This window comes from Vibrio sp. 14N.309.X.WAT.E.F5 (genome assembly GCF_030397615.1).
GTDB classification, from domain to species: domain Bacteria; phylum Pseudomonadota; class Gammaproteobacteria; order Enterobacterales; family Vibrionaceae; genus Vibrio; species Vibrio lentus.
Genome location: NZ_JAPNXR010000005.1, coordinates 35,153 through 51,000, shown reverse-complemented (window position 1 = coordinate 51,000; position 15,848 = coordinate 35,153). Strand labels below are relative to the sequence as shown.

17 protein-coding genes are annotated in these 15,848 nt (G+C 44.9%); 12 read left to right on the top strand and 5 right to left on the bottom strand.

The features are described 5' to 3' along the window. Positions 1–53: 53 nt before the first annotated feature. Entirely contained in the window at positions 54–1,397 is a 1,344-nt protein-coding gene (locus OW495_RS07765) for an NCS2 family permease (protein WP_289885887.1), read from the bottom strand. A 246-nt stretch (positions 1,398–1,643) separates the two neighbouring features. Beyond that, on the bottom strand, positions 1,644–1,997 hold the full coding sequence (uraH, locus tag OW495_RS07760) for a hydroxyisourate hydrolase (protein WP_004732855.1): 354 nt from the start codon (positions 1,995–1,997) through the stop codon (positions 1,644–1,646). A gap of 398 nt (positions 1,998–2,395) precedes the next feature. Here uraH and puuE point away from each other — a divergent pair, with 398 nt between their 5' ends. From puuE to OW495_RS07735, 5 genes are all read left to right on the top strand, one after another. Continuing rightward, positions 2,396–3,316 (top strand): allantoinase PuuE, encoded by a 921-nt coding sequence (gene puuE / locus OW495_RS07755; RefSeq protein ID WP_289885885.1) that lies wholly within the window; start codon positions 2,396–2,398, stop codon positions 3,314–3,316. A 23-nt stretch (positions 3,317–3,339) separates the two neighbouring features. After that, entirely contained in the window at positions 3,340–3,855 is a 516-nt protein-coding gene (gene uraD, locus OW495_RS07750) for a 2-oxo-4-hydroxy-4-carboxy-5-ureidoimidazoline decarboxylase (protein ID WP_176678905.1), read from the top strand. Between the two features lie 123 nt (positions 3,856–3,978). After that, positions 3,979–4,965: an allantoicase gene (alc, locus tag OW495_RS07745; protein WP_289885882.1), complete on the top strand. Its 987-nt coding sequence runs from the start codon at positions 3,979–3,981 to the stop codon at positions 4,963–4,965. A gap of 14 nt (positions 4,966–4,979) precedes the next feature. Further along, positions 4,980–5,540: an ureidoglycolate lyase gene (locus OW495_RS07740; RefSeq protein ID WP_289885881.1), complete on the top strand. Its 561-nt coding sequence runs from the start codon at positions 4,980–4,982 to the stop codon at positions 5,538–5,540. A 14-nt stretch (positions 5,541–5,554) separates the two neighbouring features. After that, positions 5,555–6,874: a urate hydroxylase PuuD gene (locus tag OW495_RS07735; protein ID WP_289885880.1), complete on the top strand. Its 1,320-nt coding sequence runs from the start codon at positions 5,555–5,557 to the stop codon at positions 6,872–6,874. A 179-nt stretch (positions 6,875–7,053) separates the two neighbouring features. Here OW495_RS07735 and OW495_RS07730 read toward each other — a convergent pair whose 3' ends face one another. Beyond that, positions 7,054–8,118 (bottom strand): acyltransferase, encoded by a 1,065-nt coding sequence (locus OW495_RS07730; protein WP_102328411.1) that lies wholly within the window; start codon positions 8,116–8,118, stop codon positions 7,054–7,056. A 340-nt stretch (positions 8,119–8,458) separates the two neighbouring features. Here OW495_RS07730 and OW495_RS07725 point away from each other — a divergent pair, with 340 nt between their 5' ends. The 7 genes from OW495_RS07725 (at position 8,459) to OW495_RS07695 (ending at position 13,214) form a co-directional block, all read left to right on the top strand. After that, positions 8,459–8,698 (top strand): hypothetical protein, encoded by a 240-nt coding sequence (locus OW495_RS07725; protein ID WP_102541776.1) that lies wholly within the window; start codon positions 8,459–8,461, stop codon positions 8,696–8,698. A 16-nt stretch (positions 8,699–8,714) separates the two neighbouring features. Further along, positions 8,715–9,188, top strand: a complete 474-nt coding sequence (locus OW495_RS07720) for a GrpB family protein (protein WP_102541777.1) — start codon at positions 8,715–8,717, stop codon at positions 9,186–9,188. 333 nt (positions 9,189–9,521) lie between these two features. Further along, positions 9,522–9,986, top strand: a complete 465-nt coding sequence (locus tag OW495_RS07715; RefSeq protein WP_102448147.1) for a DUF2846 domain-containing protein — start codon at positions 9,522–9,524, stop codon at positions 9,984–9,986. Positions 9,987–10,071: 85 nt separating this feature from the next. After that, positions 10,072–11,568: an RDD family protein gene (locus OW495_RS07710; protein ID WP_289885879.1), complete on the top strand. Its 1,497-nt coding sequence runs from the start codon at positions 10,072–10,074 to the stop codon at positions 11,566–11,568. A 286-nt stretch (positions 11,569–11,854) separates the two neighbouring features. Beyond that, positions 11,855–12,373, top strand: coding sequence for a hypothetical protein (locus tag OW495_RS07705; RefSeq protein ID WP_048669456.1), 519 nt, complete (start codon positions 11,855–11,857; stop codon positions 12,371–12,373). Positions 12,374–12,416: 43 nt separating this feature from the next. Further along, complete coding sequence (locus tag OW495_RS07700) at positions 12,417–12,773, top strand: MerR family transcriptional regulator (protein ID WP_289885878.1); 357 nt, start codon at positions 12,417–12,419, stop codon at positions 12,771–12,773. A gap of 60 nt (positions 12,774–12,833) precedes the next feature. After that, the gene (locus OW495_RS07695) at positions 12,834–13,214 is read left to right on the top strand and encodes a carboxymuconolactone decarboxylase family protein (protein ID WP_289885877.1); all 381 of its coding nucleotides are present in this window, start codon (positions 12,834–12,836) and stop codon (positions 13,212–13,214) included. A gap of 111 nt (positions 13,215–13,325) precedes the next feature. On the opposite strand, the gene OW495_RS07690 is transcribed toward OW495_RS07695, so the two are convergent. Then, positions 13,326–14,207 (bottom strand): AEC family transporter, encoded by an 882-nt coding sequence (locus OW495_RS07690; protein ID WP_289885876.1) that lies wholly within the window; start codon positions 14,205–14,207, stop codon positions 13,326–13,328. Between the two features lie 286 nt (positions 14,208–14,493). Next, complete coding sequence (guaD, locus tag OW495_RS07685) at positions 14,494–15,828, bottom strand: guanine deaminase (RefSeq protein WP_289885875.1); 1,335 nt, start codon at positions 15,826–15,828, stop codon at positions 14,494–14,496. Positions 15,829–15,848: the final 20 nt, after the last annotated feature.

Here is a 15,848-nt window from a genome sequence, read left to right as displayed (position 1 = left end):
GTGTATTGATTGCTTGGCCTGCGAACAAGCCAAGCGATAGTTACGTTTGGTGATTAGCCGATGAACACGAGCTTCGCGACAAAAATCGCGGCTAGGAAGTACATCGAAATTGATACGTCTTTTGTTTTACCTGTCGCCAATTTCAACACGGTGTAGGTAATGAAACCCAGTGCGATACCATTCGCGATAGAGAATGTCAGGGGCATCATTAATGCAGTAATAGCTGCGGGTGCGCCGTTGGTGAAGTCTTTCCAGTCCACGTGTTGCATGCTGCTCATCATTACGAAAGCGACATAAATCAACGCGCCAGAGGTCGCGTAAGCGGGGATCATGCCTGCAAGTGGAGATAGGAAAATCGCCGCTAAGAACAACACACCAACCACAATCGCTGATAAGCCAGTTCGCGCACCTGCTGCAACGCCCGCTGCACTTTCTACATAACTGGTTACTGGCGGACAACCCACACACGCACCTGCCACACTTGAGATACTGTCGGCTTTAAGCGCTTTGCTCAGGCCTTCGATCTTGCCCGTTTCTGGGTTGGTTAGGTTTGCACGTTCAGCCACGCCCATCAAAGTACCCGCGGTATCGAACATGTTTACAAAAAGGAAAGCCAAGATAACGCTGATCATTGAAACATCGAGAGCGCCCATAATGTCCATTTTTAGGAATGTAGGCGCTAAGCTTGGTGGAGCCGCAAAGAAGCCGTTGTAATGCACTAAGCCAAGCATCATGCCGACCAGAGTGACACTCAAAATGCCGATTAACACCGCACCATATACTTTACGCTCACTAAGAACCGCGATGATCAAGAACGCGATAGCGGCCAGTAGCGCTTCTGGTTTGGTGAAGTCACCTAGAGAAACCAAAGTTGCTGGGTTTTCGACGACGATGCCCGCTGTTTTAAGACCAATTAGGCCTAAGAACAAACCAACACCCGCTGTCATGGCATAACGCAGACTCACTGGGATACTTTCAATGATCCATTGGCGGACTTTGTAGAAGCTCATCCCGACGAACAAGATACCTGAGATAAACACCGCACCCAGTGCGACCTCCCAGCTATAACCCATTTCGCTTACTACCGTGAACGAGAAGAAGGCGTTCAAGCCCATGCCCGGTGCAAGGCCGACAGGCCAGTTCGCAAATAGTCCCATTAACAAACAACCGATCGCAGCACCAATACAGGTTGCGACGAATACCGCGCCTGCATCCATGCCAGAAGCAGCCATTATTTGTGGATTAACGAAGATAATGTAAGCCATGGTAGCGAAGGTGGTGACACCGCCGACTAACTCATTTTTTACGCTGCTTCCGTGGGCCTTAATTTTAAAGAGTTTCTCTAAAAATCCGTTATTCGCATCTTGGTTGAGTATTTCTGTTTTACTCTCACTCATGTCAGCAAGTCCTTTTATGTTGTGATCCATTTATTGAATACAGCGAGATTTCAATATTAAGTTTTAAGGTTTTTCCTAGCCGCTATTTCTTTAGTTATCTGTTGTTTAATCATCAACTCTCTAACTATCAACGTTGTTAGTATTTTTATATGAGCGTGCTTAATGAGCGCGCATCATTTTAGATGCACGCACGAATCTGTTTATTATTCGATGGTTGAGCCTAGTTCGAAGTTCTAGGACACGGGACTAACTGCCCCGATAGGTTGAGAAACTGTAAGGCGAGACGAGAAGAGGAACGTGATAATGCGCTTCTGGATCATCTAAGCCGAAACGAATAACCACATCGTCTAAGAAAGGCACGCCATCCAATTCCACACCTTTGCTTTTGTAGTAATCCGCAACGTAGAACACCAATTGATATTTCCCCGGTCGGAAATCATTCCCTGCCAGAATCGGCGCATCGGTTCGGCCATCGGAGTTAGTGATTACCGTCGCCAGCTTTTCTGTTGAGTCTTCATTGACCTTATAAAGCTCTACCTTGATCTCTGCACCCGGTAAGCCGTGAGTCGTGTCTAATACGTGTGTTGTTAGTCTTCCCATAGTCCTTTAATAGCGCTTTTGGCGCTCCTCTGTTCCGTGGTTTATCTGTCTGATTCGACCTTGCAAAGAATGCAACTGGTCACTTTGTTATCACTAACTATGTACGAACTGTACACAATTAGTAAAGCAAATTGTTGTAGAAATGTTAACCATTGTGTCGTTTTTTCTGACTTTATAGATCTTGATTATCGTTTTTTTGTGAGCTTGTGTTTCATTAACTAATTGTTTTTAAATGAGTATGGTGCGTAAATTTAACTTGAATAACAAAATCTTTACATTGAGATAAATAATTGTATACAATAAATGTACAGGGGTAAGGTTGCTTTGTTTATCGAGAATCCATTTGGTGACTCAATTAAAGAGCGGCTAAGCCAACCACTTATGTTAGGAGTACTTGGATGAATAAGGATTATTCAAGAAATTTGATCGGTTACGGAGCTAACCCTCCAAACCCTCAATGGCCAGGTAATGCGCGCGTCGCGGTTTCTTTTGTATTGAACTATGAAGAGGGCGGTGAGCGTTGTTTGTTACATGGAGACGACGAGTCTGAAGCCTTTCTCTCAGAGATCCCGTCAGCACAACCGATCAAAGGCGAACGTCACATCAGCATGGAATCCATTTATGAATATGGTAGCCGTGTAGGTGTGTGGCGTGTTCTTCGCTTGTTCGATGAATATGAAATCCCACTGACCGTCTTTGCGGTCGCGATGGCAATTGAGCGTCACCCAGACGTAGCTAAAGCCATGGTCGAAGCGGGTCACGAAATCTGTAGCCACGGTTATCGTTGGATTGACTATCAATACATTGATGAGTCTGAAGAGCGCGACCACATGACCAAAGCGATTGAGATCATCCAACAAGTGACGGGTCAGCGCCCACAAGGTTGGTACACAGGTCGAACGGGGCCGAACACTCGTCGTTTAGTTGCAGAAGAAGGTGGCTTCCTTTACGACTCAGATGCTTATGACGATGACCTGCCTTATTGGCACACCGAAATCGGTCATCCACAACTGGTGATCCCTTACACACTCGATGTAAACGATATGCGCTTCTCAACCGCGCAAGGTTTTAACTCGGGTGAGCAGTTCTTCCAATATCTAAAAGACACTTTTGACACCCTTTACATGGAAGGCGAAACCGCACCGAAAATGATGTCGGTTGGGCTGCATTGTCGTCTGATTGGTCGCCCCGGTCGTATTGCTGCATTAAGACGTTTCTTAGATTACGTAAAACAGCACGACAGCGTGTGGCTATGTCGTCGAATCGATATCGCCAACCACTGGCACCAACATCACCCATACAACGAACAACAAAATTAGAACGAACAGCAAGGAGGCTTAACGTGACTGAATTTCGATCTTGCCAACCAACAACCATGAGTCGCGATATGTTTGTCGCGCACTTTGCTGATGTGTACGAACACAGCCCATGGGTTGCTGAAGCGGTGTATGACCAAGGTTTGAATGCCGAAGATGATCATATCGAGAATCTTCATCTGAAAATGGCATCGACCTTGTTAAATGCCGATCAAGGCAAACAGTTGGCTTTGATCAACGCTCACCCAGATTTAGCGGGAAGAGCAGCAGTAAACGGCGAACTCACTGAGTCGTCGACAAAAGAACAAGCGGGGGCGGGCATTGATCAATGCAGCGCCGAAGAATTTGAAAAATTCACTTCTTACAACAACAGCTACAAAAGTCGCTTCAATTTCCCTTTTATCATGGCGGTGAAGGGAGCCAATCGTTACCAAATTCTTGAGTCGTTCGAGATGCGATTAGGAAATGATAGTGAAACTGAGTTTGCTACGGCGATTCAAGAGATCAACAAGATCGCGATGTTTCGTCTCTGGGATATGTAAGTTAACGGAGTTAACAGCTATCTCAGCCCAGTCTTAGTGCGCCAAAGGTTTGATTTGTAAAAACATAAGCCACTAAGTTCTCATTTTATTATTACTTGATTAATTTCATAGGATTACACGGACATGACCCATAAATTTGAACAGTACATAAACCTTGCAGACGAAAAACTCGGCGCAGAAGCGATCTTCGCAACCGACGATTTTTTCGCGGATAAAAGCCGTCTACTCAGCCACGCAGCACCAGAGTGGAAAGACGACTTATACGACGACAACGGCAAGTGGATGGACGGTTGGGAAAGCAGACGCAAACGCGGCGAAGGTTACGACTACTGTGTCGTTCGCCTTGGCCTAGCTGGCACCATTGTTGGCGTTGATATTGATACCTCATTCTTCACAGGTAACTTCCCACCTTCGGCATCAATTGACGCGTGTTATTCACCACAAGGTGAGCCAACAGACTCAACAGAGTGGCAAGAAATTCTGCCTTCAATGGCACTACAGGGTGATCATCATCATCTTGAAGACATCGAAAGTGACCAAGTATTTACGCACCTACGTTTGAACATCTACCCAGACGGCGGTGTCGCACGTCTACGTGTTTATGGCCGACCAAGCGTGGATTGGGACGCAATAGATTCTCAGCAGCAAGTCGACTTAGCAGCCGTTGAACACGGTGGCCGAGCGCTGGCATGTAGCGATGAGCACTACGGTAACAAAGCCAACATCTTAGGCCCAGGCCGCGGTGAAAACATGGGTGATGGCTGGGAAACAGCACGTCGTCGTACACCGGGTAACGACTGGGTAATCGTGGCATTAGGCCACCCAGGTAACATCGAACGTATCGTTGTAGATACAGCACACTTCAAAGGTAACTACCCAGACAGCTGCTCAATCCAAGCGGCTTACGTGAAAGGTGGTACCGACGACCAAGTGGAAACACAAAGTCTATTCTGGCGTGAACTCCTGCCAGCACAAAAGCTGCAAGCGCACGAGATTCACGAATTCATTTCTGAGGTAAATGACCTTGGTGCGATTACCCACGTACGTGCAAACATATTCCCAGATGGTGGCATCAGCCGTTTGCGTCTATTTGGTACGAAAGCGAAATAGGTAAGGAAATGAGTATGAGTAATGGAATACGTCGTTTATCTATCGAACCGTTAACCAAGCAGGCTTTTGCTGAGTTTGGTGATGTTATCGAGTCCGATAATAGTGATTTCTTCATGATCAACAGTGGATCAACACGTCGCTACCACAAGCTAGCGACAACGGATGTGCAAGACCAAGACGGAGAAGCGATCATCAGCATCTTCCAGGCCACACCGTTGAGCTACCCACTGACCATCAAAATGTTAGAGCGTCATCCACTTGGCTCTCAGGCATTCGTTCCATTACTTGGTCAACCCTATTTAATTGTTGTTGCACCAAAAGGCGATAACCCAACGTTAGCCAATAGCCGAGCTTTCTTGAGCAACGGCCGTCAAGGAGTGAACTATCACAAAGGGGTGTGGCATCACCCAGTTCTCGCGCTCACCGATCAAGACCAGTTCTTGATTGTCGATAGAGGCGGAGAAGGACATAACTGTGATGAAGTTTATTTCGACAGCGACCGAGTGGCATTGCATTTGGAAGACTTGCCAACGGAAGACAACAAGGAAGAGCAACGCTTAGCTAAAGCGTTGTGATACAGGAGTTTATTATGGATCCGCATATTACAGAGTGGTTGAATTTAGCGATTCGCTGGATTCACATGATTGTTGGTGTTGCGTGGATAGGCGCATCATTTTACTTTGTTTGGTTAGAGAACAACCTTAACCGAGTTAACCCTAAAACGGGCCTTTCAGGCGACTTATGGGCGATTCACGGCGGTGGTATTTATCACCTAGAGAAGTACAAACTTGCGCCACCAGAAATGCCAGAGCACCTGCACTGGTTCAAATGGGAAGCCTACTTCACGTGGATTACCGGTGTGTGCCTATTGGGTGTGGTTTACTACCTTAACGCTGAAATCTACCTGATTGCACCGGGCTCTGGCCTTGATTCAACAACGGCAATCGCGATAGGTATTGGTTCATTCGTTGCTGGTTGGTTTATCTACGACTTACTGTGTGACTCACCATTAGGTAAAACCCCGGTACTGCTTGGCGTTGTGCTGTTTGTGCTGCTTGTCGCTGCGACATATGGTCTAACTCAAGTGTTCAGTGGTCGTGGTGCTTACATCCACGTGGGTGCCATCATTGGTACCATCATGGTGGGTAACGTATTCCGCGTTATCATGCCTGCACAGCGCAACTTGGTGAAAGCGATTGAAGAGAAACGCGAACCGGATCCAGCACTACCAGCGAAAGGTCTACTGCGCTCTCGTCACAACAACTACATGACACTGCCAGTGCTGTTCATCATGATCAGTAACCACTTCCCAAGCACTTATGGCTCGGAATACAACTGGTTGATTCTTGCTGGTTTAGCGATCTTTAGCATCTTAGTGCGTCACTACTTCAACACCCGTCATGGTAGTCAGAAGTTTGCATGGACAGTGCCAGTAGCGGCATTGGGTATGATTACGCTCGCGTTTGTTACCTCACCTTACGCGAAAAAACAGATGACTCCGGTTGTGCAAGCACCAGTGGTTCAAGAAGCGCAAGTAAGCGCGACGGAATCGGCGACAGAAGAGGCTGTTTCGAACAGCACAGCTTCAACTTCGGCAGATGCCCCAGTTGTACCTGCAGACCACGCAATGCAAACGGCTAGCGCAGGTGTAAGCTTTGAAACCATTAACAAAGTCATTCAAGAGCGCTGTTCTGTGTGTCACTCATCAACCCCGAGCCACGCTGCTTTTGCTGCTGCGCCAGCCGGTGTGATGTTTGATACCCCAGAAGAGATTAAAGCCAACGTACCAAGGATTGTTGCTCAAACTGTAACAACCAAGGTGATGCCGCTCGGCAACATGACTCAAATGACCGACGAAGAACGCGCACTCATCGGTACTTGGGTAGAGCAAGGCGCTACGCTTCAATAATGATGTGAATCCTTTACCTAAGAGCATGAGTCTTGGGTGAGGCTTGGGGAGAGTTTGGTTTCGGGCACGCGCCAAACTCATCCCACCCTGTTTCCCCGGTTCCTATAACCGGGGCTTTTTGTTTTAGATATCTGATATGTGCTTCGAGAAGCTATCGTTAAGGCAAAGAGGATTAGATATTACACCTTGGATTTACGTCCGTTTACCGGTTTTGCCTTTTTACGTCTTGCTGCGAGTTTCTTCCTTAATTTAAGCCCTGGCCGCTCAATTAAGAAATATGAAATGAGCGCAAATATGAATACTAGAACAATATTGATAGGCCAGGTGGCATACCACTCGCGAGTCCAAGAATTTAAGAAGGGTTCTTGCCACAGATACAGCGAGTAACTTAATACACCTAACCACACTGCAAGTTTACTATTTAAAATGGTGAAGCTTAGACCGTGATTAAACTGGCTATAGCGAAGAATCATAAGTGCAGCACAAACATTGATTAACGTTTGACCAAGCACGTAGAACCAAGCGGGGCTGAGCTTATAGAGTGCGCTGGGAACTAAAATCATCGCCACAGGCACGACTATGAACCACCTAGAACCAAAGTAACTGGGGAGTGTGAACCCTGCCTCTTTCATGTAGGCAATAACACAGCCCATTGCTAGTGCGTCTGCAATTGCCTGAAACTCTCGGGTCATCGCAGAGGGTGAGCTGCCAGCTTCAAACCACATCCAATAGCGAATACAGGGGACAAATAAAACCGCTAATAGGAGCAACGACTTAGCGTGTTGTCGTCCCATTGTGGTGAGTAAAAGCGGCCACAGTAGGTAGAATTGCTCTTCGACCGCAAGTGACCAAGTATGGTTGAGCCACCATTCGCGCTCGTGGTGATAATTCATCGTGTAGGTGACCGCGTGGAATAGGTCGCCCGGTAGTAAAGAGATGATGCCTGCGTATTCTGCGATAGCGATACAAAGAATGTAGAAATAAAAAGCAGGGAATAAACGGAACATTCGCCGGATGAAGAATTGAGGCAGGTTGATCTTATTGGTTAGCTTGAGTTCACTGAGCAATAGCGTGGTTATTAAGAATCCAGAAATTACAAAAAATACTTTTACGCCGAAGTTACCCAAGCTATTGAGTGGCATAAAGATCTGGGGAAAGTTAACGGTACCGCACAAGTGCCCCAAACAGACTAGTAATATAGATGCAGCACGCAATCCATCTAGAGATGGAATTCTGTTCTCCATGTGATTATATCCCCTTGTTGGTCGTTGTCTTCCTCCGAATGTTTCGGCCTTCATTGTATAAGTAGCAAGGGGAGTGCCATTTGTTTATTGAACCTATATTGTTGTTATATCGATCTTATATTTTAAATCAATTTTTCACTTTCAAATTGCGAATCAATTTAAATAGATTACATACCATAGGTTTTATTTCCGATTGAGTCTCTTTCCTTTCTCTCGTAATTGAGGGTCGAATGAAGTCTTACTTCAGTCCTTATTTCGTAGATAGTTCTGTATAAGACACTTGATATGAATCTCTACCCATGGCATTTTTAGTCCAAATTGACTTTAGTTAGGACAAAAAATGGAAGACTTGATAGTCGCGTATTTTAGGGCATTGAGCTCATTCTTTAGGTATCTGTTTCAGTCGATATTGATTGAGTTCATTGGTTACGGATCTGGCTGGATAGTCTGTAAAGCATTCACACTAGGGCGCTTCCCCCCATTGATTCCAACTGAAAAAGAGCGAACCAGAATCTCTTATATCGGAGCTATTAGCATCGTGTTACTTCTGTTAGCAATTGGTGTCTTCAATAGCTTGTGATTCGGAGTGAGGATATATGAAGTTTTACCCCGCGGAACAATACCAAGCGGCTTGCAACGAGCTGTTTATCCGATACGAACGTGACATCAAAAAGCTAATCCCTAACGCGAGAGTTGAGCACGTAGGTGCATCTTCTATTCCATCAGCCGTATCTAAGGGCGATCTAGATATTTTCGTAGGTGTTGAACTTGGCGAATTTGAGGATGTTATAGAGAGACTCGCAACACTCGGCTTTACAGAGAAACTCGATACCTTAAGAACGCCGGAACTGTGTATGTTGGAATCTACATCTTCTGATGATGTGGCCTTGCAAGTGGTCGCCAATGGTTCTGAGTTCGAATGCTTTCTGGCATTTCGTGACAAGCTACGTGCGAATCCGGCATTAGTGGAGCAATACAACACCCTCAAAATGTCTTGTGAAGGTTGGCCACAAGATGAATACCGTGAAAAGAAGTCTGACTTTATCGAGTATGTGTTGGCTCTGAAATAGTCAGCAGTCCTTACCCTTTTTGTCTCCAATCTATAAACCCTAGTTAAATCGCTAGGCGTACGTTTTCTAGCTCTCACTATCTAAAGGCTTTCACCTCGTAACGTCTCCTGTTCATTAGAGGTGATTACAAAAAATAGATCCTCTAACCATTTGATTAAAGTTGCATGTAAGTGATTAAGTTCATACAGAACAATGGTTTAGTTCTATTTAACTAATTTTCTGAATTTTAACTACTCATTATGCAACGTAGCTCACACGTCTACATGCAAGTTTAAAATCAAACCATTTGCATATGTTATGTTTCTCGGGTTTTTATAAAGTCTAGGTTATTACATGAAAAATAAGGCATTTCTTTGCTCTGCTCTTCTTCTCGCATTATCTGGGTGTGCTTCTGTGCCAACAGTCGATTCTTCAGTTTCTGATCAAGCGAAAACGTTCCCTGTTCCTAAAGAAGGTAATACAGGCATCTATATCTATCGTGAAGATACTTTTGTCGGTGGTGCGCTCAAAAAGTACGTATATGTTGATGGAGAATGCGTAGGTGAAACGGCTCCAGGTGTGTTCTTTTATCACGAGGTCAAAGGAAATGAAGAGCATGTCGTCAGTACGGAATCTGAATTTTCTGAAAATCACGTATCCCTTTTTACTGCTGAAGGTCGGAATTACTTCGTTAACCAATACATTAAAATGGGCGTTTTTGTCGGTGGTGCAGGTGTTGAGTTAGTCGATGAAGAAGTAGGGAAAGCTCAAGTACGCAAAGTCGCAATGGCTGAAAGCGGTAACTGCCCTTCTATATAGTGATTCAATCTAATTCAAGATGACGTCAGAGCTTCGAGTTTCTGACGTTTTTTAATTTATAGGCATTTTGACTTTAGGAAAGGACATGTCTGAAGTAATAGAAAACACCCCTACAATTGTACTCGCGTCTCGATGGTCTCGCTTATGGGCATCTATCATTGATGCTTTCGTGTATGCGATTTTCATTGTTCCTGTTTTCCTATATGGCGGTTTGTACGATAAATTGCTTTCCAATGAAACCATTGAACTAACAGAACAAGTTGCTCTGACTGTTTATGGTTGGGTGGTTTACTTTTTGTGCCAAGGGTACTTACTTCATAAGAAGGGGCAGACAATTGGTAAAAATCTAATGGATATTGCGATTGTCGATATGGAAGGTAAACAAATAGGTTTGCTAAACATAATGGGCAAACGAATCATTCCTATGGTGGCTGTAGCTTACATACCTTTTATTGGTCCATTTATATCAACGTTTGATTATCTGTTTGTTTTTCGCAAAGACAAACGCTGCTTACATGACTTAATCGCTGGCACTCAAGTTGTCATTGTTTCAAAGAAAAGTTCAGATAGCGACAACCCTGAAATTGGTGTAAATACAACCGAAGTTATCCCTGCATCTCGATGGCCTCGTTTTTTAGCGTTTTTTATTGATGGTGTAATTACGGCTGTCATCATTGCGCCAATCTTTATGTATACAGATTGTTTCCAAAAAACACTCGATACAGGGGTGATAGACTTTAGAGAAGTCGCTGCTGTCTATGCCTATTTAGGGCTGATGTTTTTGTTGGTACATGGATACTTACTGAATAAGAAAGGACAGACGATTGGCAAACATCTAATGGAAATTGCGATTGTCGATATGGAAGGTAAACCTATAGGGTTATATAAAATAGTGGGTAAACGAATGATACCTATGATTACCTTTACTATTATACCTATCATTGGCCATTTAATATCCATGTTGGATTCTCTTTTCATTTTCCGAAAAAACAGACGTTGCTTGCATGACTTAATCGCAGGCACTCAAGTTGTTAGTGTGTCAGACAACAATTTAGAAAAAAATGAGCATGAATCATTAGAAAAACCAACAGTTGAAAATGTACCTGAAGTAAAACTCGCGTCTAGATGGCTACGCTTTTGGGCCGTTTTTATTGACGTCTTAATTGCTGTGGCTATTGTCATGCCAATTTATCTCTATACCGATTATTTCCAAAAACTATCTGAAACAGGGACAGTTGATACAGCAGAACTAATAGCAGTCACTGCTTACGGTTGGTTCGTGTTCCTTTTGTTGAATGGCTATTTGCTGCATAAGAAAGGGCAGACTATTGGCAAAAATATAATGGAAATCGCGATTGTCGATATGAAGGGCAAGCAACTAGGGGTATTCGACATAATGATCAAACGAATTTTACCTATGAACATCTTTGTTTATATTCCTGTTATTGGTCAATTTATCGCGTTGCTAAACTATCTGTTTGCTTTACGTAAAAACAGACGCTGCTTGCATGACTTAATCGCGGGAAGTCAGGTTGTTAGTGTTGCGGTGCCGAGAAACCTAGATTTCAGCACTATCGAATAGGTCATTTACATAAGTTCTAGTAGCGGCTATACGCTTAAATAAACAGCACTAACTCCAATTGTTGGTGCTGTTTTTACTTTCCCCTTACACTCTTTTCTAACATCGAACCTAGTATCAAATTTCTCTTTGTTATACAGGCAAGTCTCTCATTATGAAGAACTTCTTCGATAGCGAACTCATGCTCTCTAGCTCTTTGAATTTCGTTTTGCTATCACTAGGGCTAACGCTCCTTTTTCATCTTCCGATTTGGTGTGGGTTCAACTTGAGCCGACGCAAATGGAAACTTATGGATTATTTATGGCCGTTTCTAGCGGGTATCGGGATGCTGGGTGCAGTGTCTGAGATTCGTGCGAAAGTAGCGGGTGATTGGGTTGAAACAGAACAAACCAGAGCGGTAGCGATTTTAGAGTCGGTTCAGCAGTTTTCTTTGGATAAGCTGAGAAGTGATACCTGCACCGGTCAACCATCTTTGGATAATCACGCTCAGCACCATGAAGCGTGTTTGTGGTATTTGAATACGGCAATTACGTTCAAAGATGTCGATTTCACCTTGCTACCGAATGCATCGGATTTTACGGTCCCTGCGCCGAGCGTGTCGCTGGTGGAAAGTGATGCAGTGTGGGTAGATGGTATGTTGAGCCAGTATGAGAAGCAGAAAAACCAATACATAAAAACCAGAGAAGCGCAGGTGAAGCAGCCATTAGAAAGCATCTTCTGGTATGTGAGTCCTTACTTAGTGTGTTTCGCGATTGCTTTGCGTTTGACGAAAGTGACCGCAGAGCTCAAATTAGATAAGTGCGCATAGTTTGAGTTCCTAGTACTTATACCCAGATAGAAAAGGTGAAGTAATGAATGTGAGTGAATTTTCTCGGTTGGTGGGTTTGTCCGCCCATACGCTTCGCTACTATGAAAAAATCGGCTTGCTGAAAAATGTTCAGCGGAACAGTAGCGGTCATCGAGTCTATACATCGAAGGACGTTACCTGGATTGAGTTTGTGAAACGCTTAAAAGACACCGCAATGCCACTGGATGAGATTCTAGAATACGCAAAGCTGAGGGAGTTAGGGCCAGAATCTGTTTCGCAGCGTCAAGTGTTGCTGGAACAACATCAAAAGAATTTGCGAGCCCATATTGAAGAACAGCAAAAACATCTGGCTGCGCTAGAGCAAAAAATTAGTTTGTATCGAGATGGAAAAGTCCGTTGACTTAGAGTCGACTCTAACTTGTATGGTGTTCCTGTAAACTATAAATACAGGAACAGACTCATGAATCAATCACGTTTTGAAACTGGCTTAGAAAGACTGAATCATATCGACGGAGAAGCAGGGCAACAGGTTATCGAAAGCCTGCAAGATATCTGTCCTGATCTTGCCAAGTATACTATCGAGTATCCCTTTGGTGACATCTATTCGCGCCCCGGTTTGGATTTGAAATCACGAGAGATCGCGACCGTGGCTGCCCTGACCGTACTCGGTAATTGTGCCCCTCAGCTTAAGGTGCATTTGAATGCAGCACTCAATGTAGGATGCAGCGAAGAAGAGATCAAAGAAGTGATATTGCAGATGTCAGTGTACGCAGGATTCCCTTCGGCACTAAATGGCATGTTCGCATTTAAAGAGGTGCTTGCGGAGAGAAACACAGCTTGAGGTAAATAGAAAATATAGTCTGAAAAGGGAGCGTCAACTTTACTAAGTTACGCTCCTTTTTTATTGATTGGCTGAGTTTTAAAGCTCGTATACCTGAAGGTTCGCGGTTCTTTAAGACGAAAAAGACAGCGCGAATGACAACAAAATAGGCAAAGTCACCACGCTCAGGAAGTTGCCGAACAACACTATAGACGCGACTTTAGGCGGCTCGACATTGAAGCGTTCTGCAAACAGGTAGTTCATCACGGCGGGTGGCAGCATGGTGAACAGCACCATCATTTGTAGGTGTAGCGTTGGCAGCGGGATAAAGAAGTAGATGATGGTAAAGGCTATGGCTCCGGTAAACAGCGATTGAGCGGTACACAACAAGCCGACTTTTAATCCGCTCAGTCTCAAGTTGACCATTTGCGAACCCAGCGACAACAGCATGATAGGCACGGCAGCTTGGCCGAGTAGAGATGTCGCTTCATAGATTGGATTCCATACGGCAATGCCAGATAAGTTCAACGTCATCGCCAATGCAGCGGCCAAGAATATCGGCATTTTGAGGATCTGTTTGATCGGGTTACCGTCGCTCAATAGCGCTAAGCCAACACTAATATGGACACATGCCGACACCACAAACAGCAGTACAGCAGGGGCTAATGCGCTCTCACCAAAGGTATAAGTGAACAGGGGAATCGCGAGGTTGCCACTGTTGCGGAACATGTGTGGCGGAGCCCAAGCTTTGAAGTTGAGCTTAAAGATCTTACAGATTGGTATCATCAATAAAGCAGGCACTAACACCGCGACCAAAGAGGCGGTGATGAGTGGCAGTTGTTCTGTGTCGAGAGGCATGGTGGTCAGCGATGCAAACACTAGCGCAGGAATACACACATCCATATTGATGCGATTGATCGGTTTGAAATCGGGCTTGAGCCAACGACCCACCGCAAAGCCAGCACTGGCTAAAGCAAAAACGGGAAACAGAATGCTGACGACCTGTTCGAACATAGAATTCCTTTCTAGATTGGGTGCTTCCATTCAGCTGAGAAACGAATGTTTTGGAGAGACGCCAAACGAAGCATAAAGTCGATATGTATAAACATTAACCTATCAATATAATAACTTGGCGTCACCGAAGATCGTTGTCTGAAAGCGGTTAATTTATATTTATTTGAATGAAGCACAAAAAAGACCAGTGGCGTCAGCAACTGGTCTTTAAAGGCTAGATAAATCTGGACGGATTTTTAATTAACGACGGCTGTCGCTGTCTAGCGGTTGTTAATCGGTTTTAAGTCTAGCTAACGAGCTTCTTGTAATCTTTGAAGTTTACGTCGTAGGCTTTTTCGCCATAGATATAAGTCTCGCTGACGGTTCTGTCGTCACCCAAGCTCATTAGTACAAACAGTTTTTCTTCAAGCTTGGTGGCTTGTTCCATTCTAAAGCGCATCAGCTGTGTCGCGTGTAGATCCAACACCACGAAATCCGCTTCTTTGCCGACTTCCAAGTTACCAATCTTGTCTTCTAAATGCAGCGAACGCGCGCCACCTAGAGTTGCTAAGAACAGTGATTTGGCTGGGTGCAGTTTATCTTGTTGAAGCTGCATGATTTTGTAGGCTTCACTCATGGTTTGTAGAATTGAGAAGCTGGTGCCTGCGCCTACATCGGTACCCATGCCGACACGAATACCGTGCTCTTCCATTTTCGGTAACTTGAATAAGCCCGAGCCCAGAAATAGGTTTGAAGTTGGGCAGAAGGCGATGGCAGAATCGGTATCCGCGAGGCGCTTACATTCGCAGTCTGATAAGTGAATACCGTGCGCAAATACTGAGCGTTTGTGCAGCAGACCATAGTGGTCATAGACATCTAGGTAACTGTCGCGCTCTGGGAACAGCGATTTCACCCACTCGATCTCTTTCTCGTTTTCAGAAAGGTGAGTGTGCATGTATACGTCTGGATATTCTTCTAGCAGTTTGCCAACGGTAGCCAATTGCTCTGGTGTGCTAGTTGGCGCGAAGCGAGGCGTTACGGCATAGTGCAAACGACCACGATTGTGCCACTTTTCGATTAACTCTTTTGAGTCTGCATAGCCAGATTCTGGAGTGTCGGTGAGGTAGTCTGGTGCGTTGCGATCCATCAATACCTTACCCGCGATCATTCGTAGGTTACGCTTCTCGGCTTCTTCAAAGAACACGTTGACGGACTCTTTGTGTACCGTGCCAAATACCAGTGCCGTAGTGGTGCCGTTGCTTGCTAATTCGTCTAGGAATAGCTTCGCCACTTTGTGTGCGTAGACTGGGTTTTTGAAGCGCTTTTCTTCTGGGAAGGTGTAGTTCTCTAACCAATCAAGAAGTTGCTCACCGTAAGACGCGATCATCCCTGTTTGAGGGTAGTGGATGTGCGTATCAATAAAGCCAGAGGTGATCAGCTTGTCTTTGTATTGGTTTACTTCGAGTGTTTTAGGTTGGCGAGCCAATACTTCGTCCGCATGGCCTAAGTCGACGACATGGCCGTTCTCAACCACTAAAACACCGTCTTCAAAATAGTCGTAAGACTCATCGATGCCGACGTCTTTTGGGTCGGCGACGCTGTGTAAAATACTGGCGCGATAAGCTTTGCGTTGCGTTGTCATGTTTACTTCCTTTTAATGAC